General features: G+C 63.0%; 21 protein-coding genes. 12 read left to right on the forward strand and 9 right to left on the reverse strand.

The window, feature by feature from the left end; translation table 11 throughout:
• Positions 1–27 precede the first annotated feature (27 nt).
• The 6 genes from dapD to K3174_RS09730 all read right to left on the reverse strand — a co-directional run bounded on the left by dapD (position 28) and on the right by K3174_RS09730 (position 6,965).
• Positions 28–852 (reverse strand): 2,3,4,5-tetrahydropyridine-2,6-dicarboxylate N-succinyltransferase, encoded by an 825-nt coding sequence (gene dapD, locus K3174_RS09705; RefSeq protein ID WP_221558070.1) that lies wholly within the window; start codon positions 850–852, stop codon positions 28–30.
• A 49-nt stretch (positions 853–901) separates the two neighbouring features.
• The gene (locus tag K3174_RS09710; protein ID WP_221558071.1) at positions 902–1,972 is read right to left on the reverse strand and encodes a phosphotransferase family protein; all 1,071 of its coding nucleotides are present in this window, start codon (positions 1,970–1,972) and stop codon (positions 902–904) included.
• A 14-nt stretch (positions 1,973–1,986) separates the two neighbouring features.
• On the reverse strand, positions 1,987–3,072 hold the full coding sequence (locus K3174_RS09715; protein ID WP_221558072.1) for a Zn-dependent alcohol dehydrogenase: 1,086 nt from the start codon (positions 3,070–3,072) through the stop codon (positions 1,987–1,989).
• 139 nt (positions 3,073–3,211) lie between these two features.
• The gene (locus K3174_RS09720; protein WP_221558073.1) at positions 3,212–4,549 is read right to left on the reverse strand and encodes an acyl-CoA dehydrogenase family protein; all 1,338 of its coding nucleotides are present in this window, start codon (positions 4,547–4,549) and stop codon (positions 3,212–3,214) included.
• An 80-nt stretch (positions 4,550–4,629) separates the two neighbouring features.
• Positions 4,630–6,105: an MFS transporter gene (locus tag K3174_RS09725; RefSeq protein ID WP_221558074.1), complete on the reverse strand. Its 1,476-nt coding sequence runs from the start codon at positions 6,103–6,105 to the stop codon at positions 4,630–4,632.
• A complete protein-coding gene (locus K3174_RS09730; RefSeq protein WP_221558075.1) occupies positions 6,105–6,965 on the reverse strand; it encodes an SDR family NAD(P)-dependent oxidoreductase in 861 nt (286 codons plus the stop codon). Before K3174_RS09730 ends, K3174_RS09725 begins: the two co-directional genes overlap by 1 nt.
• A gap of 177 nt (positions 6,966–7,142) precedes the next feature.
• Between K3174_RS09730 and K3174_RS09735 the strand changes: the two genes are divergently transcribed.
• From K3174_RS09735 to K3174_RS09750, 4 genes are all read left to right on the forward strand, one after another.
• On the forward strand, positions 7,143–8,330 hold the full coding sequence (locus K3174_RS09735) for an acyl-CoA dehydrogenase family protein (protein WP_221558076.1): 1,188 nt from the start codon (positions 7,143–7,145) through the stop codon (positions 8,328–8,330).
• A 4-nt stretch (positions 8,331–8,334) separates the two neighbouring features.
• A complete protein-coding gene (locus tag K3174_RS09740) occupies positions 8,335–9,474 on the forward strand; it encodes an acyl-CoA dehydrogenase family protein (protein ID WP_221558077.1) in 1,140 nt (379 codons plus the stop codon).
• Positions 9,475–9,627: 153 nt separating this feature from the next.
• Complete coding sequence (locus K3174_RS09745; protein ID WP_221558078.1) at positions 9,628–10,422, forward strand: SDR family NAD(P)-dependent oxidoreductase; 795 nt, start codon at positions 9,628–9,630, stop codon at positions 10,420–10,422.
• A gap of 159 nt (positions 10,423–10,581) precedes the next feature.
• Entirely contained in the window at positions 10,582–11,538 is a 957-nt protein-coding gene (locus tag K3174_RS09750; RefSeq protein WP_221558079.1) for a hypothetical protein, read from the forward strand.
• Positions 11,539–11,578: 40 nt separating this feature from the next.
• Here the strand turns inward: K3174_RS09750 and gmk are convergent, their stop codons facing one another.
• From gmk to K3174_RS09765, 3 genes are read right to left on the reverse strand one after another with little or no spacing between them, the layout of a single operon-like run.
• Entirely contained in the window at positions 11,579–12,226 is a 648-nt protein-coding gene (gene gmk, locus K3174_RS09755; RefSeq protein ID WP_221558080.1) for a guanylate kinase, read from the reverse strand.
• Positions 12,227–12,281: 55 nt separating this feature from the next.
• Positions 12,282–12,731 (reverse strand): hypothetical protein, encoded by a 450-nt coding sequence (locus tag K3174_RS09760; protein WP_221558081.1) that lies wholly within the window; start codon positions 12,729–12,731, stop codon positions 12,282–12,284.
• Positions 12,732–12,764: 33 nt separating this feature from the next.
• Entirely contained in the window at positions 12,765–13,268 is a 504-nt protein-coding gene (locus K3174_RS09765) for an SspB family protein (protein WP_221558082.1), read from the reverse strand.
• Positions 13,269–13,380: 112 nt separating this feature from the next.
• On the opposite strand from K3174_RS09765, the gene hisB reads away from it, so the two are divergent.
• The 8 genes from hisB (at position 13,381) to ykgO (ending at position 17,333) form a co-directional block, all read left to right on the forward strand.
• Positions 13,381–13,974, forward strand: a complete 594-nt coding sequence (hisB, locus tag K3174_RS09770; RefSeq protein WP_221558083.1) for an imidazoleglycerol-phosphate dehydratase HisB — start codon at positions 13,381–13,383, stop codon at positions 13,972–13,974.
• Positions 13,967–14,593 carry an imidazole glycerol phosphate synthase subunit HisH gene (hisH, locus tag K3174_RS09775; protein WP_221558084.1) on the forward strand — a complete coding sequence of 209 codons (627 nt, stop codon included), beginning with the start codon at positions 13,967–13,969 and terminating at the stop codon, positions 14,591–14,593. The genes hisB and hisH overlap by 8 nt, the downstream gene beginning before the upstream one ends.
• On the forward strand, positions 14,590–15,318 hold the full coding sequence (hisA, locus tag K3174_RS09780; protein WP_221558085.1) for a 1-(5-phosphoribosyl)-5-[(5-phosphoribosylamino)methylideneamino]imidazole-4-carboxamide isomerase: 729 nt from the start codon (positions 14,590–14,592) through the stop codon (positions 15,316–15,318). The genes hisH and hisA overlap by 4 nt, the downstream gene beginning before the upstream one ends.
• A gap of 13 nt (positions 15,319–15,331) precedes the next feature.
• Positions 15,332–16,102 carry an imidazole glycerol phosphate synthase subunit HisF gene (gene hisF, locus K3174_RS09785; RefSeq protein WP_221558086.1) on the forward strand — a complete coding sequence of 257 codons (771 nt, stop codon included), beginning with the start codon at positions 15,332–15,334 and terminating at the stop codon, positions 16,100–16,102.
• A 73-nt stretch (positions 16,103–16,175) separates the two neighbouring features.
• Positions 16,176–16,337, forward strand: coding sequence for a hypothetical protein (locus tag K3174_RS09790; protein WP_221558087.1), 162 nt, complete (start codon positions 16,176–16,178; stop codon positions 16,335–16,337).
• A gap of 33 nt (positions 16,338–16,370) precedes the next feature.
• The gene (locus tag K3174_RS09795) at positions 16,371–16,685 is read left to right on the forward strand and encodes a phosphoribosyl-ATP diphosphatase (protein WP_221558088.1); all 315 of its coding nucleotides are present in this window, start codon (positions 16,371–16,373) and stop codon (positions 16,683–16,685) included.
• The gene (locus K3174_RS09800; RefSeq protein WP_221558089.1) at positions 16,685–17,080 is read left to right on the forward strand and encodes a histidine triad nucleotide-binding protein; all 396 of its coding nucleotides are present in this window, start codon (positions 16,685–16,687) and stop codon (positions 17,078–17,080) included. Before K3174_RS09795 ends, K3174_RS09800 begins: the two co-directional genes overlap by 1 nt.
• 127 nt (positions 17,081–17,207) lie before the next feature.
• A complete protein-coding gene (ykgO, locus tag K3174_RS09805) occupies positions 17,208–17,333 on the forward strand; it encodes a type B 50S ribosomal protein L36 (RefSeq protein WP_050599643.1) in 126 nt (41 codons plus the stop codon).
• The last annotated feature ends 74 nt before the right edge of the window (positions 17,334–17,407 follow it).

Raw genomic sequence — 17,407 nt, forward strand, 5'->3', positions numbered from 1 at the left:
TTTACGCTCGCCCGCGACGAATGTTCCTCAGTCGCGCAGCAACTCGTTGATGCCGGTCTTGTCGCGGGTCTGCGCGTCGACGGTCTTGACGATCACCGCGCAGGCGAGGCCCGGGCCGCCATCCTTGCCGGGCATCGAACCGGGCACGACGACCGAATAGGGTGGAATATGGCCGCGGATCACTTCGCCCGTGTCGCGATACACGATCTTGGTCGATTGGGTGATGAAGACACCCATGGCTACGACGCTGCCTTCGCCGACAATCACGCCTTCGACGATTTCGCTGCGGGCGCCGATGAAACAATTGTCGCCAATGATGGTGGGGTTCGCCTGCATCGGTTCGAGCACGCCGCCAATCCCGGCACCCGCAGAGATATGGCAGTTCTCGCCGATCTGCGCGCAACTGCCGATACTCGCCCAGGTATCGACCATCGTGCCTTTGCCGACATAAGCGCCGATATTGACGAAGCTGGGCATCAGTACGCAGCCCGGTGCGATATAGGCGCCTTCGCGGGCGATCGCGCCGGGTACGACGCGAAAACCGGCTTCGCGGAAGCGTGTATCGTCCCATCCGGCGAACTTGCTCGGCACCTTGTCGAAGGCCGGATGGCCGGCACTGCCGCCATCCATGACACGGTTGTCGTTGAGGCGGAATGACAGGAGCACAGCCTTCTTGAGCCATTGATTGACCGTCCAGCCACCCTTGCCGTCGGGCTGGGCAACGCGGCCAGTACCGCTGTCCAGCATGGCCAGCGCCGCATTCACCGCATCGCGCACGTCGCCCGATTGCGGCGTGACATTGGCGCGATCTTCCCAAGCGGCTTCGATTGCGGTTTCGAGGTCGGCGCTCATGCTGGTCTCCATATGCATTCTCGGAGCGCTCGTTAGCAGGACCGCCGTGCTAGTCCATCCCCGCTTCCTTGGCGAAGTGATAGGCGCGCTCCACCAGCGGGGCGACGCGTTCGGACATCGATTTCGCATGCGCGCTCGAAGCCGTTCCGTCGATCACGCGCTTCTTGATGCCCTGCATGATCCCGGCGAGGCGGAACAGGTTGTAAGCGAAGTACCAGTCCATCGGCGGCACGGGATAGCCGGTGCGCGCAACATAGCGCTCGACCGCCTCGTCCTGCGTCGGGATGCCGAGCTCTTTTAGGTCGAGCCCGAGCAGGCCCGCGCGCCCGTCATGCGGATTGTGCCAGTTGAGCATGAGATAGCTGAAATCGGCGATCGGATCGCCCAGTGTCGACAGCTCCCAGTCGAGCACTGCGATCACGCGGTTTTCGTCCTTGTGGAAGATCATGTTGTCGAGCCGGTAGTCGCCATGAACGACGCTCGATTCATGCTGCGGCGGAATCGTCTCGGGCAGCCATTCGATCAGCCGCTCCATTTGCGGCATGTGCTCGGTCTCGGACAGTTTGTACTGCTTCGCCCAGCGGCTGATCTGCCGCGCGCAATAGTCGGTCGGCTTGCCGTAATCGCTCAGGCCGATTTCATCCGGATTCTTCGTATGCAGATCGGCGAAGGTGTCGATCATCGCATTGTAGATTTCGCGGCGTTCTTCGGGCGTGTTGTTCGGCAGCGAACCGTTCCAAAGCGAACGACCGTCGGCCAGGCCCATGACGAAGAATTTCGACCCGATGACTTCGGGGTCTTCGCACAGGCCATAGGTCTTGGGCACCGGAAAGCCGGTCGGCCCAAGGGCGTGCATTGCCTTGTATTCGCGGTCCACCGCATGCGCGCTCGGAAGCAGCTTGCCGAAAGGCTGGCGGCGGAGAACGTAGGACCGATTTGGCGTGTCGATGCGATAGGTCGGGTTCGACTGGCCGCCCTTGAACTTGGTGTAGCGGATCGGCCCTGCGAAACCTTCGACAGTGGCTGCGAACCACGCGGTGAGCGCGTCCATATCCATGCGATCGGCTTCCGGCACTTCGATAGTGCCGACCATTTCCTTGTCGAAATCGATCTCGGGCATGCCGGTATTCCCCATCAGTCGAACACCACCACGCTGCGCGCGGACGTGCCCTGTTTCATCTTCTCGAAGCCTTCATTGATCTTATCGAGCGGGATACGCTCGGCGATGATCGTGTCGAGATCGAGCAGGCCGCGCATGTAGAAATCGACGAGGCGTGGCAGGTCGACCGGGAAGTGGTTCATCCCCATGATCGCGCCTTGCAGCTTCTTGCCCGACAGCAGATCCATCGCGCCGAGCCCGACCTTGCAGTCCAGCGGCATCATGCCGAGGATCGTCGCCGTGCCGCCGCGGCGCAGGATCTTGACGCAAAGGTCCGCGGATGCCTGGCGGCCGACAGCCTCGATCGCGTGATGCACGCCGCCGCCGGAGATTTTCATCACCTCCTCGACGGCATTGTCGGCCATGGCATCGACCGTGTGGGTGGCACCCAGAACTTCGGCCAGTTGTCGCTTCTCGGGGATCGGGTCGATGGCGATGACCTTGCCCGCGCCCGCAATCTTGGCGGCGTTGATCGCCGCCAGGCCCACGCCGCCGCAGCCGACCACGGCAACGACTTCGCCCGGCACGACGGAACAGGCATTGAAGATCGTCCCCGCACCCGTCGTCACCGCGCAGCCGATGACGGCGGCCCGGTCGAGCGGCATGTCCTTGTCGATCGCGACGCAGGCATGCTCGTGAATCAGCATCTGTTCGGCAAAGGCCGAAAGGTTGAGCATCTGGGCGACCGCCTCGCCCCCATTGCGGGTGATGCGCGGAGGCTTGGTCTGGTCGCGGCGCGTGTCCGCTCCCATGCACAGGGCCATGCGCCCGGTGACGCAGAATTCGCAGTGACCGCAAAAAGCGGACAGGCAGGAGACGACATGGTCGCCCGGCCTGACGGTCTTCACCTCGCTGCCGACCGCGCGCACCACGCCCGCCGCTTCATGGCCCGGAATGGCCGGCAGCGGGTGCGGGTAGGCGCCGTCGATGAAGTGCAGGTCCGAATGGCACAGACCGCAGGCCTTTGTATCGATCAAGACCTCGTGCGGGCCGGGATCGGCGAGTTCGACCTCGCCGATCGTCAGCCCGCCGACCTGTTCAAGAATTGCGGCTTTCGCCATGAACTACTCCTTTGAACCCCCTTCCGCTTGCAGGAGGGGTAGTGACACCGGGCGCTGCGCAGCAGAACCATGTCGCCGGGGTGGGTGCGGCGCGACCGGCCCACCCCCGCATCTCTCTTGCAAACGCGAGGGAGGGTGGTCAGCGCGTCGCGCCCATGTCGCCCGAGCTGAAGCTGTTGTCGTTGCCGCCAATCGGTGCCTTGCCGTCGCGCAGCGCATTGGCGCTGGGACCTTTTTCCGGCAGATGCTTGGCGAATTCCATCCGCGCGATCGAACGGGCGTGGACTTCGTCGGGGCCGTCGGCAAGGCGCAAGGTGCGTTGGTGGGCATAGGCGCTGGCGAGACCGTAATCCTCGCTCACGCCGCCGCCGCCATGGGCCTGGATGGCATCGTCGATGATCCGCAGTGCCATGTTGGGCGCCTGCACCTTGATCATGGCGATTTCCTGCTTGGCCGCCTTGTTGCCGACCTTGTCCATCATGTCGGCCGCCTTGAGGCAGAGGAGGCGGGTCATGTCGATGTCGATGCGGGCCCGCGCGACACGTTCTTCCCAGACCGAATGCTTGTAGATCGGTTTGCCGAAAGCCTCGCGCTCCTGCAGGCGTTTGCACATCTTCTCCAGCGCTTCTTCGGCGACGCCGATGGTCCGCATGCAGTGATGGATGCGGCCCGGGCCGAGGCGGCCCTGGGCAATTTCGAAGCCGCGGCCTTCGCCCAGCAGCATGTTGTCGACCGGTACGCGAACGTTCTTCAGTTCGACTTCCATATGGCCATGCGGCGCGTCGTCGTAGCCGAAGACAGGGAGATGACGCAGCACGTTCACCCCCTCGGCATCGGTCGGCATGAGCAGCATCGACTGTGCGGCATGGCGCCCGGCCGAGAAATCGGTCTTGCCCATGACGATCGCGACCTTGCATCGCGGATCGCCAAGGCCGGAGGACCACCATTTGCGGCCGTTGATGACATATTCGTCGCCGTCGCGCTCGATCCGGGTTTCGATATTCGTCGCGTCGGACGAAGCCGTGAACGGTTCGGTCATCAGGAAGGCGGAACGGATCTCGCCGTTCATGATCGGGCGCAGCCACTTATCCTTTTGCGCGCGGGTACCGTAGCGATGGAACACTTCCATATTGCCGGTATCGGGAGCGGAGCAGTTGAAGACTTCGGAGGCGAAACCGACGCGGCCCATTTCCTCGGCGCACAGGGCATATTCGAGGTTGGTGAGACCGGGGCCTTCGAATTCGAAACTTTCCTCGACATGATGGTGGCCGTCATTGCGCGGCGGCATGAAGAGATTCCAGATGCCGTCCTTCTTGGCCTTGGCCTTTAGTTCCTCGACCACCGGGATGACCTTCCAGCGGTCGCCTTCGGCATCCTGCTGCTTGTAGGTTGGAACGGCAGGGCGAACGTGATCTTCGATGAAGTTCTTCACCCGGTCGCGCCAGTAAGCTTGCCGTTCTGTCGGTTCGAAATCCATCGTCTCTATCCTCTTCTCTCAATTCGGTTTCGCCATGAAACTGGCATAAGGTTGGTGCCAAGCCAAGCCTGCCTGGCCGGTCAGGGGGTTATCGAATGCGCATCGGGGTCGGCGCGCACGGCATCGTCCAGAGGGTCGTGAGCCTCTGATGCAGGTTGACGGGAAAGCCTCGCTGCCACGCGCGCCTCATGCTGGGCGCGGGTGATCGGGAAGCGCGAAAGCCAGTATGCCCCGAACAGCGCCAATGCGCTGGCGGCGAGCACGAACAGCAAAACCAGCCGCTCCACCGTTTCCGGGCCCACATCGGCCTGCGGCGTTCCCGGTGCGAGATCGATCGATTGCACGATCAGGCTGGTCAGCAGGATACCGCCGCCGGTGGCGCATTTCTGCACCAGCCAGTTGCCCGAATAGAAAGTCCCTTCCGCGCGTTTGCCGGTACGTTCTTCGAACGCCTCGACGATTTCCGCCACCATCGAAGTCGCGGATATGATCGAGACGACGCTGGCCGTGTTGGCCACGATCAACAGGGCGAAAAGCAATACCGTCGAAGCGGTGCTTCCCGGTGTGGGCCAGGCTCCGGCAAGCAGCAAGACGTAAGGCCCGCAGTAGAATGTCAGTCCGATCAGCGCGGCGACCGCGGCCGCTTTCGGCTTGCCCCATCTGCGATGGATCGGGCTGACGATCAGGAACATCACCACCACCGACAGAAACAGAACCGCCGGGTACAGCCGGAATGCGAGGTCGCTGAACTGCCATACGTAAAGGTTGACGTATTGCGTGATCGAGAAGGTCATGCCCTGCAGGACGTAGGCGGCCAATCCGCCCAGCGCAAAGATCACAAAGGCCTTCTCGCGGAAGGCATCGAATATCTCGGCGAAGGCACCGCGGATGGAAAAGGGCGGCGGGCGGCGTGGAGGAAGGTGGGCCACGATTCGGTGCTGCGCTGCGGCCGAGCCGATCACGGCGAAGGCTATGAGCGCCGCGCCGAACATTCCGTATTCGGCATATCCCTCCGGCTGCAGTTGCGATTCGGGTGTCGGGAGGAACAGCGTGAAGGTCAGCACCATCATCAAGAGCCCGCCGAGCCATCCCGACAGGAAGCGGTAGCGGAACAGCGTGGTGCGTTCGTCATAATCGTCGGTGATTTCGGGCACGAGACTGACAGAGGGCACTTCGCAGGCGGACAGGAGCAGGCGCACTCCGACGGCGAGGGCGACGATGTCCCAGAATCCGGGCGACCCGACGAAGGGCGGCGACCACAGCATCGTCCACAGCACCGCCAGGGGAACAGGCGCGATATAAAGCCAGGGCAGGCGCCGTCCCCAGCGCGTATAGGTCCGGTCGGACAGGTGGCCGATCAGCGGATCGATCATCGCATCGACGACCAGCGCCGTGGCCAGCGCCGCCCCCACGGTGCTGGCATCGACGCCGAGGACCAGATTGTAGAACGGCAGCAGGAAGAAGCTGAACCCCGAATCCTTCACGCCGAAGGCAACGGCCCCGAAGCCGTGAACCAGCTTCAGGCGCTGGGGAAGGGGGCCGTGAACGAGAGGCATCAGGCCGTCTGCATGGCTGCTTTCGCCTGCTCTTCCATCGCTTCGAGCGCAGCGAACATACGCGGCTCTTCCGGATCCCAGCTATGCCGCGGGCCGAGCGTGATCCCGCCGTCGACGATGAGGGAGGCTCCAGTCATGAAGCTCGCCTCTTCGCTCGCCAGAAAGGCGACTGCACTGGCGATATCGACCGGCTGGCCGCTGCGTGCGACAGGCTGGGCATTGGCCGACATCTGCGCGATGGCCGCCTTGGCCATGGCCTTCATTTCGCCGGTGATCTCGAGACTGGCGGTAAAGATATTGGTGTTGATGAAACCCGGTTGCACCGCGTTCACCCGGATGCCATGCTGCGCCAGATCGGTCGCTGCGCATTTGGTGAGATGCAATACGCCCGCCTTGGCGACCGCATAGGCCGTCGGCGCATAGCCCGGGCCGGCCGCAGCCACGCTCGATACGTTCACGATGCTCGCGCCTTTGCGGCCCATCATGTGCGGGACGGCGTACCGGATACCCATCGCCACCGACCGCAGCAGCAGGTCCATCGTGCGATCCCATTCGTCGGGCTCGATCTCGGAAATGTCGGCGCGCGCGCCGCCCGCACCGGCATTGTTGAAGACGACGTCGATCCCGCCCGTCTCTTCCGCCGCGCGATCCATCAGCCCTTTGATGGCGGCGGATTCGCACACATCGCACTTTACGAAACGGACATCGCCGGCCGTATTGGCGGCCAGCGTTTCGCCGCCGGCGACATCGATATCGCCTGCGAAAACAATCGCACCTTCGCCGGCGAACAACGCGGTCGCCGCCGCGCCTATACCGGACGCGGCACCCGTGACGACCACGGTCTTGCCCGAGAATCGCATGCCTACTCTCTCCCCGAATTTCTCCGTTTCCAGCTTAGGGGAGCACGCCTTGGCGTCAACGAATTCCGGCTGACGTTACGGCAATGCGGGCCGTCGCCAGTGGTCTTGCGCATGTCATGCGAATCACCCTAACGTAAGCGTCAACATACCGCTGTTTTAGAAGAGAGGATTCGGCACATGTCCGACAGCGACCTGGAAACCTTCCGCGCCCAGACGCGGGAGTGGCTCGAAGCCAACTGCCCCACCGAGATGCGCGAACCCGTCCGCGACGAGGACGATGTGTACTGGGGCGGCCGTGACGCGACGTTCAAGAGCGATGCGCAAAAGGCGTGGTTCGAGGCCTGCCGCGACAAGGGCTACACCGTGCCTGCCTGGCCCAAGGAATATGGCGGTGCGGGCCTTTCGCCGGCAGAAGCCAAGGTGCTGCGCGAGGAAATGAGCGCGATCGGCGCCCGCCCGCCGCTCTCCAGCTTCGGCATCTGGATGCTCGGCCCGGCATTACTGCATTTCGGCACCGAGGGGCAGAAGCAGAAATTCCTCAACGAAATCGCCCGCGGCGAAATCCGCTGGTGCCAGGGCTATTCGGAACCGGGCTCGGGCTCAGACCTCGTATCCCTGCAGACCTTCGGCGAGGACAAGGGCGACCACTGGGTGGTCAACGGACAGAAGATCTGGACGTCCTATGCCGACAAGGCCGACTGGATTTTCTGCCTCGTTCGCACCGACAAGGCGAACAAGTATCAGGGCATTACCTTCATGCTCTACGACATGGCGAGCGCAGGCGTTTCGACCAAGCCGATCCTGCTGATCTCCGGCAACAGCCCGTTCTGCGAAACCTTCTTCGACGATGTCGAGGTGCCCAAGAGCTATGGCGAGGACGTGCCCGCCTATGTCGGCGAGGTAAATCGCGGTTGGGATGTGGCGAAATACCTTCTCGGCCACGAGCGCGAGATGATTTCGGGTGCCGATGGCGGCGACCGCACCAGCGCGATCGGTGCTGCGCTGACGCGCGCCAATGGCGAGATCGATCCCGTGCTGCGCGCAGAGCTGGCGCAGTTCGATGTCGATGCGCTGGCCTATGCCGCGATGGGCGAGAAGTTCCTCGACGAGATCAAGGTCGGCAAGGCGCATCCCGCGCAGCCGAACATGATGAAATATGCCGGGACCGAACTGAACAAGCGCCGCCACGAGCTGATCATGGCGGCGGGCGGTTCGACCGCGCTCGAATGGGAGAGCGAGGAAACCGGAGGTGGCAAGCCGTCGCGCGGCTGGTTGCGGACGAAGGCGAACAGCATCGAAGGGGGTACCTCCGAAGTCATGCTGAACGTCATTTCCAAACGTATTCTCGACCTGCCGGGAGCCTGATCGAATGCCTCTCTATTACGACGACGACCAGACAATGCTGGCCGAGACCGCCAATCAGTTCATGGCGGAAGAAGGATCGACCAAGAAACAACTGCGCCACTGGCGGGATCGCAACTGCAAGGACGGTTTCGGCCACGGCCTGTGGAAGCAGTTCGCCGAAATGGGTTTCACCGGCATGCTGGTGGGCGAAGAGGATGGCGGGCTCGGCATGGGCCAGGTCGAGGCGAACATCGTGCTCGAGGAAATCGGCCGCAATTTGACGCCGTCGCCCTTCCTGAGCAGTTCGGTGCTGGCCGCGACCGCGCTCAATCACGGCAGCAACGATGTGAAGGGCCGCTGGCTGCCCGAACTGGTTTCGGGCGATAAGGTCTATTCGGTCGCCGTGGACGAAGGCCGCAAGCACCGTCCCGAAAAGATCGCCTGCAAGGCGGAGAAGTCGGGCAACGGCTTCAAGCTGACCGGCAGGAAGGACTTCGTTGTCTATGGTGCCAGCAGCGAGATGATCGTCGTTGCTGCGCGCACTTCGGGCAGCGATAGCGACGTGGACGGCGTGACACTGTTCGCCGTGCCGCAGGATGCCGCGGGCATGAGCCATGACAGCGTCCGTCTGGTCGACAGCTCGATGGCCAGCCACATCACTTTCGACGGTGTCGAACTGGACGGCGATGCCGTGATCGGCGAGGTCGATGGCGGCCGCGACGTGCTCAACGCCATGCTGATGGCGGGCCGTGTCGGCTCCGCCGCGGAAGGCGTCGGCGTCGCGCGCGGGGCGATGGACATGACGGTCGATTATCTCAAGCAGCGCAAACAGTTCGGCAAGGTGATCGGTGAGTTCCAGGCGCTCCAGCATCGCGCCTCGCACCTCTATTCCGAAGTCGAGATCGCCCGCGCGGTGACGATCAAGGCAGCGCAACTGCTCGATGCAGGCAGCGAGAAGGCCGATCTCATGGCCTCGGTCGCCAAGGCCAAGGTCGCCAAGGTCGCGGGGCTTGCCGTGCGCGAAGGCGTCCAGATGCATGGCGGCATCGGGATGACCGACGAATACGATATCGGCCTCTACATGAAGCGCGATCGCGCGCTGCAGGAGTTCCTGGGCGACCAGTATTATCATGCGGGCCGTGTGGCGGAGCTGAGCGGTTATTGATGTCTTCGCTTCTCGTCCTTGCGAGGAGCCGAAGGCGACGCGGCAATCCATGGTTCGGCCTTGAAGGCGCGAACGGTCGCGATGAACGAGGGGGCGGGCCCATGGATTGCTCCGCTCCGCTCGCAATGACGAATTGAGAGAGGATAGACCGGAATGACCCTCGAAGACCTTTTCAGCCTCAAGGGCCGTGTCGCCCTGGTAACCGGCGGCAGCCGCGGTATCGGCAAGATGATCGTGGAAGGCTTTCTCGCCGCCGGGATCGAGCGCGTTTATATCAGCGCGCGCAAGATCGACGAGATCGAGGAAACCTGCGCCGAGCTGGGTGAGAAGGTGATCGGCATCCAGGGGGATCTGTCGACGATTGCCGGTATCGACGCGCTGGTGGAGGAGCTGTCGAGCCGCGAGAACAGGCTCGACATCCTCGTCAACAACGCGGGTGCTGCGTGGGGCGTCGATTATCTCGAATTCCCGGAAGCGGGCTGGGACAAGGTCATGGACCTCAACGTCAAGACACCGTTCTTCCTTACGCAGAAGCTGCACAAGCTGCTGACTGCCGCAGCCAGCGCCGACAAGCCCGGCAAGGTCATCAACATCACCTCGATCGACGGCCAGCGCGTCAATCCATGGGAAACCTACAGCTATCAGGCTTCCAAGGCCGCCCTGATCCACCTGACCCGCCGGATGGCGGCGCGTCTGGTAAAGGATCATATCTATGTCACCAGCCTTGCCCCGGGGGCTTTCCCCTCCAACATGAACCGCGCTGCGCGCGACCACGAGGAGCAATCGGCGGCAGGTATCCCGAACAAACGGGTCGGCGACAAGTTCGATATGGGCGGCACCGCGGTCTATCTCGCCAGCCGAGCAGGCAATTACACTATCGGCGAAACTCTGACCGTCGATGGCGGCATCGTGAATGCGCACCTCCCAAGCCATTTCGCCGAGCCCTGACGACGACCGGGACCGCTGGTCCGACAAGCGCGATCGACTGCCGCCAAGAGCCGTAAAAGACGGGCCGAATTTCCTTGCCGGGAATGACGCGGCCACGCTAACTGGCCCGATTAATCAATTCAGTCAGCTGGCATTCGCCAGCGGTGAGGGGTCGATAAAGTGCGTAGCGTTTCCATCCGTGCCATCAGTGCAGCCATTTGCTGTGTTCTCGTTACTGCCTGCGGTGGAGGCGATGATTCGCCTACACCCACGCCAACGGAAAGCCCGACGCCAAGCCCCACTCCCACGCCGACATCGACGCCCACCGAAGTCGATTTCGATTTCTCGACGGACTTTACCTCGAGCATCTCGAACTCGGCCTATGCCTTCGCCTATTTCGCGCCCGAAGGCGGGACCGAAGTTTGGAGCGACGGTTCGCGCCGCAACGGACAGAGCCAGATCACTTACGAGGTTTCGCCCGAAAGCGTCGAATATGTCTGGCCGGACACGCTCGAGCTCGAAACCTTCACGGCTGCCGACCTGCTGAACTCATCGCCGACGATCCGGACCTATCGCAAGGGCAATAGCGACGGACTGCAAATGGAACTGCCGTTTCAGCATGTGCTGCGGGTGGTCTACGAAAAATCGCAGTCGTTCATTCGCGAGACGGTGCCCGGAACGCTGCGCAGCTTCCGCTATGCCCTGTTCTTCAATCCGGTCACGACCGACGACGATATAACGGCCGATCTGTCTTATACCGGAACGCCCCAAGTTGCCGGCGGCGAAGCCGGGATCACGGCGGTCGGCGTGATAAGCTCGCCGGATACCACTCTGGTTGTCGGTCCCGATGGCGACGACATCGAGATCAACGGTACGATCCGTATCCTGGAAAGCGTCAACGGAGCGACCGTTGAGCGAGCCATCCTGCCGCTTACCGCGGAGGTGGGCTCGAGCGGTTCGTTCAACGGGCTGATCGAGGACGAGACCAACGGCTTCGAAGGCAATTTCGTGGGGGCTCTCGCAGGGCCGGAGCGCGAGGAAATTTTCGTCGTTTTCTTCGCTGTCAAAGTGGACGACGAGGGCAATGTAGACGATGAGGATCAGCGCAAATATATCGGGTCGCTGATCGCCAATTAGTTCACGGCTGGACGGGCCGGGCGATTGGCCCGCCCGTCCGCTAGCTCATCAATTCGCGCACGAAGGGAATCAGTCCGGTCTGCCGCTGGCGCTTCATCCGCTCGGCGTCGAGGATTTCGCGCACCTTGGCGAAACACGCATCGACATTCTCGTTGATCACCACGTAATCGTAGGCGTCCCAGTGGCTGATCTCGGCGCGCGCGCGTTCCATGCGGGCGGCGATGATCTCGTCCGCATCGGTCCCCCGGCTGCGCAGGCGGCGCTCGAGTTCGGCGATGCTCGGCGGCAGGATAAACACGCGGACCACGTCTTGCTGATCCTTCTGGTAGAGCTGCTGCGTGCCCTGCCAGTCGATATCGAACAGGAAGTCCTGGCCTTCTTTCAGCGCGCCGCGGATCCGGCCCTTGGGCGTGCCGTACCGATATCCGAAGACAGGTGCCCATTCGTAGAAATCGTCTTCTTCGACCATGCTGTCGAACTCGGCATCACCGACGAAATAATAGTGCACGCCGTCGATTTCGCCCGGGCGCGGAGGGCGCGTGGTAACGCTGACCGACAGCCTGATCTCCTCGTCGGCGTCCAGCAGCATACGGCTGATGGTCGTCTTGCCCGCCCCGCTGGGCGAAGAGAGGATGAACAACAGGCCCCGCCGGGCAAGCTTGTCGTGCGAAACAGTGGAATCGGCCATGCACGCTGTTGGCGCATCGGGCGGGGGCGAATCAAGCCCCGCTTGCCGATAAGTCTCAGTTTGCGTCGTCGCGCTGGGCCTGTTTGCGCAATGCGCGATAGCCATCGCGCCGCGCCTTGCGTTTGGATTGGCTGCGGTCGAACAGCACCTTCAGCGCGATGCCGGTGCCCACGATCAAGGCGCCGGGCAGCGATCGTGTCGCCACCTTCGTCACACCGTAGGTAGCGAGCGTATGCAGGACGGAACGGTTCTCCACCGCGTCCTTGGCGAATTCTGTGCCATACTGCCGCCCCAGAAGCGCTTTCTCGACCGCCATGCGCGACAGCCGGCCGGCGCTGCGCAGCACGATATCGTGAATGATGAAATTGGTCGCGGGATTGGTGCTGGGCCCGGCTACCTTGCCGTTGCGCCTGTCGGCAGGATCGGCTGCGCGCTCCAACTTGTCGCCGGTCGCGCCCTCGATGGGGCTGGTTTCGTCCCGATTTGTCCGCCCACGCTTCGCCATGTCCTGCCCCCTCTGGCCGGGCTGGCCCGGCGCCTATTTCTTCCGGCCGAAATCCACCGTGACCACATTCGAACCGTCATCCCCCCCTTTAACGGATTCGTCGCTGCCCTGTTCCGTTCCGTCATTGTCGGGGTGTTCGGTGGGGGCGGGGGCCATGTCGGCGACGGTCGCCTGGAACTGCAGCCCGAAATCGACTGCGGGATCGACAAATTGCGTGATCGCGGCATAGGGAATGTCGAGCTCGGCAGGTACTTGATTGAACGACAGGCCGACAGCGAAACCGTCTTCCCGCACATTCAGATTCCAGAACTTGTTCTGGAGCACGATGGTCATCTCGTCGGGGAACCGTTCGCGCAGGTTCGCCGGGATGGAGACACCGGGGGCGTGGGTCTTGAAGGTAATGTAGAAATGGTGCGCGCCGGGCAGTTCGCCCCCGCCATCTTCGATTTCGCCCAGCACGCGGCCCACCACGGCGCGCAGAGCTTCCTGCACGATGGAGTCGTAGGGGATCAGGCTGTCGGGCGTCTCGTCGCTCATGCGTCGTTAGGTGGAGCGACGCGCCGCACGGGTCAAGCGTTAAGCGCGTCTTTACCCTTCCGATATGTGCAATTCCTTGCGCCCCGCCGCCTGCCGCTCTAGCGGAGCAGCCATGCGTACAGGCCGTATCGAGCGCAACACTGCGGAAACCAGCATCCTCGTCGAGGTCGATCTCGACGGGACAGGGCACTACGATGTCGCAACCGGCATCGGATTTCTCGATCACATGGTTGAACAGTTTTCCAAGCACTCGTTGATCGACGTAACGATGAAGGTCGATGGCGATCTGCATGTCGACCAGCACCATACGACCGAGGATAGCGCATTGGCATTGGGTCAGGCCCTGGGCGCGGCGCTGGGCGACAAGGGTGGAATCGCGCGCTATGGCAGCGCTTACTCGCCGATGGACGAAACGCTCGCCCGCGTGGCGCTCGACATTTCCGGGCGGCCCTTTCTCGTCTGGAAAGCCGGGTTCAGCCAGGAAAAGCTGGGCGAGTGGGACACCGAACTGATCGAACACTGGTTCCACTCGGTGGCGCAGACCTGCGGGCTGACGCTGCATGTCGAGCTGCTTTACGGGACCAACAACCACCATATCTGCGAAGCGATCTACAAAGGCTTCGCGCGCGCCATGCGCGCGGCGGTTGACATCGATCCCCGCAAGGGCGGCGCCATTCCGAGCACGAAGGGGCAACTCGGTGGCTGAGATCATCGCTCTCGTCGACTATGGCGCGGGCAATCTGCATTCGGTCGAAAACGCGCTGCGCAAGGTTGGCGCCAAGGTGAAGGTCACGGCCGATCCCGATGTCGTGCGTGCGGCGGATCGCATCGTCCTGCCCGGCGTCGGGTCCTTCAGGGCATGTGCCCAAGGCCTCAATGCGGAAAAGGGCGTGGTCGAGGCCATGCACGAGCGCGTCTTTGTAGGTGGCGCTCCATTTCTCGGCATCTGCGTGGGCATGCAACTGCTCGCCACGCGTGGGCTCGAGCATGGCGAGACGCCGGGTCTTGGCTGGATCGACGGCACCGTCCGGCTGATCGAGCCGACCGACATCAGCGTCAAGGTTCCGCATATGGGCTGGAACGATGTCGCCCCGTTGCCCCACGCGCGCCGGCATGACGTGGTTGCCGAGGGCGAGGCCTACTTCCTGCATTCCTACCATTTCAAGGCCCGCCATCATGAAGACGTGCTGGCCATGACCGATCATGGCGGCGGGCTGGTGGCGGCTATAGGGCGCGACAACCTCGTCGGCGTGCAGTTCCATCCCGAGAAGAGTCAGGCCTATGGGCTGGACCTTCTGAGCAAGTTTCTGGAGTGGAAGCCGTGATCGTATTCCCGGCCATCGACCTCAAGGGCGGCGACGTCGTCCGCCTGGCAGAGGGAGATATGAATCGCGCGACGGTCTATGGCGACGATCCTGCCGCGCAAGCGAAGCTGTTCGCCCAGGCCGGGGCGGAGCATCTGCATGTGGTCGATCTCGACGGCTCCTTCGCCGGGTCGGCGCAGAACCGGGAGGCGGTGGAGGCGATCGTTGCGGCCTTTCCCGGTTACGTCCAGCTCGGCGGCGGTATCCGCACGCCTGTCGATGTCGAAAGCTGGTTCGAAGCCGGCGTGGCTCGCATCGTGATCGGGACAGCGGCGCTGAAGGACCCGCAATTCGTCAAGGACATGGCGCGGGAGTACGAAGGCGGCATTGTCGTTGCGGTGGACGCGCGCGACGGCATGGTCGCGACGGACGGCTGGGCGGAGGTGTCGGATGTTTCCATCGTCGACATGGCGCGGCGGTTCGAGGATGCGGGCGTTGCCGCCTTGCTGTTCACCGATATCGGGCGCGATGGGCTGCTCAAGGGTGTGAACATCGATGCGACCGTGGACCTTGCGCGCCAAGTCGACATTCCGGTGATCGCCAGCGGCGGCGTGAAGGGTGTCGACGACATTCACGTTCTATCACTCTATGCCAGGGAAGGCATCGAGGGTGTGATTACCGGGCGGGCGCTTTATGATGGGCGGCTCGATCTTGCCGCAGCGCTGGCCGTGGCGGGCCGGCCGTGATGAGAGAGCCGACATGACCGTCCGCATTCGCGTCATCCCCTGTCTCGACGTTCGTGACGGACGCGTGGTGAAGGGGGTCAATTTCGTCGATCTCAAGGATGCCGGCGACCCGGTCGAACAGGCGCAAGCCTACGATGCAGCCGGGGCGGACGAACTGTGCTTCCTCGATATTTCCGCCAGCCACGAAGGGCGCGGGACGTTGCTCGACATGGTGCGGCGCACGGCGGAGGTGTGTTTCATGCCGCTCACGGTAGGGGGCGGCGTGCGCAGCGTCGAAGATGCACGCGCCCTGCTGCTCGCCGGGGCGGACAAGATCGCGGTCAACTCCGCTGCCGTGACGCGGCCCGAACTGGTGCGCGACATTGCCGAGAAATTCGGCAGTCAGTGTGTCGTGGCCAGCGTCGATGCCCGAGCGGCCACCAGCGGCGCGGTGCGCGGCTGGGAAATCTTTACCCATGGCGGGCGCCAGCCAACGGGGATCGACGCGGTCGAACATGCCATCAGGTTGGCGGAACTCGGGGCCGGCGAATTGCTCGTGACGTCGATGGACGGCGACGGGACGAAGAACGGCTACGACGTCGAACTTACGCGAGCGATTGCAGATTCCGTATCGGTGCCGGTCATTGCCAGCGGCGGCGTCGGTACGCTCGACCATCTTGTCGAGGGGGTCACGCGCGGGCAGGCCAGCGCGGTCCTTGCCGCCTCGATCTTTCATTTCGGCGAGCACACCATTGCCGAAGCACACGCGGCCCTGCGCGCTGCGGGGCTGCCTGCGCGCGGCTAGATCGGCCGTCCCGCAGCGGGACGGCACTACTTCAGCCACGGCAGTGAAACATACCTTTTGTTATATGTAGCTCATGACGCTTCCGTTCGTTTCGCTGGCTGCGCAGTTCGCGGATATCGGCGGGCCCATAGGCCTGGGCGCGCGGCTGGCTGAGCCGAGCGCGTTAACGCTGGTTGCCGTAGGCCTGGCGGGCGTGCTGGTGGGGCGCTTCCTGATGGGCCGCAACTCCGATTGACGCTGTGCGTGCGGGCCGTGCATAGCGCCGGTCATGGACACGCTTTCCCGCCTCGAACAGATCATCGCGCAGCGGCGCGACGCGGACCCATCGCAAAGCTATGTCGCCAGCCTTCACGCCAAGGGCCTGCCGCAGATCGCCCGAAAGCTGGGCGAAGAAGGCGTCGAAGCCACCATTGCCACGCTTTCGGGTAGCGATGAGGAGCTCGTCGGCGAGGCGGCGGACATGCTTTTCCACCTTATCCTTGCCCTGAATGCGCGCCATATCCCTTTTGCCGATGTCCTTGCCGAACTGGAAAGGCGCGAAGGGACTTCGGGGATCGAGGAAAAAGCCAGCAGGAGCGAATGATGCCGATCGATCCCACGCAACCTTATGACGACGACAATATCTTCGCCAAGATCCTGCGCGGAGAAATTCCGTCCACGAAGGTCTACGAGGATGAATGGGCCTACGCCTTCGAGGACATCAGTCCGCAGGCCGAAGTGCATACGCTCGTAATTCCCAAGGGGCGTTATGTCAGTTGGGACGATTTCAGCGAGCAGGCGGAGCCAGCGGAGATCGCCGGTTTTGTCCGTGCGGTCGGGAAGGTCGCGCGCGACAAGGGATTGGTGGAGCCGGGCTATCGGATGATGGCAAATGTGGGGTTGCATGGTGGACAGGAGATCCCGCATCTGCACGTCCATATTTTCGGCGGTCAGCCCCTTGGGCCGATGATCTGGAAGGGACGCGAGGCGGGGCGGTAACGTTACGCGGAGCTGCCAATCGCACCCGAAAAAGGTTGACCGAATCCCCGCAGGCCGTTAACGGGCCACTTGATTTCGGCGCGTCGGGGCTCCATCTCCGGCGCGCATTTATTTGACGAGAGACATCATGAAGATCCGCAACAGCCTCAAGTCGCTCAAGGGCCGCCATCGCGATTGCCGCGTGATCCGCCGCCGCGGGCGCACTTATGTCATCAACAAGACCAATCGCCGCTTCAAGGCTCGTCAGGGCTGATTTTGGCGCCGCCGATTGACGGCGGAAGTGTTGTTCGACCGGCCCGGCTCCGATGAGGAGTGCGGGCCGTTCGC

Origin of the sequence: Qipengyuania qiaonensis, from assembly GCF_019711515.1 — a bacterium.
Classification (GTDB): domain Bacteria; phylum Pseudomonadota; class Alphaproteobacteria; order Sphingomonadales; family Sphingomonadaceae; genus Qipengyuania; species Qipengyuania qiaonensis.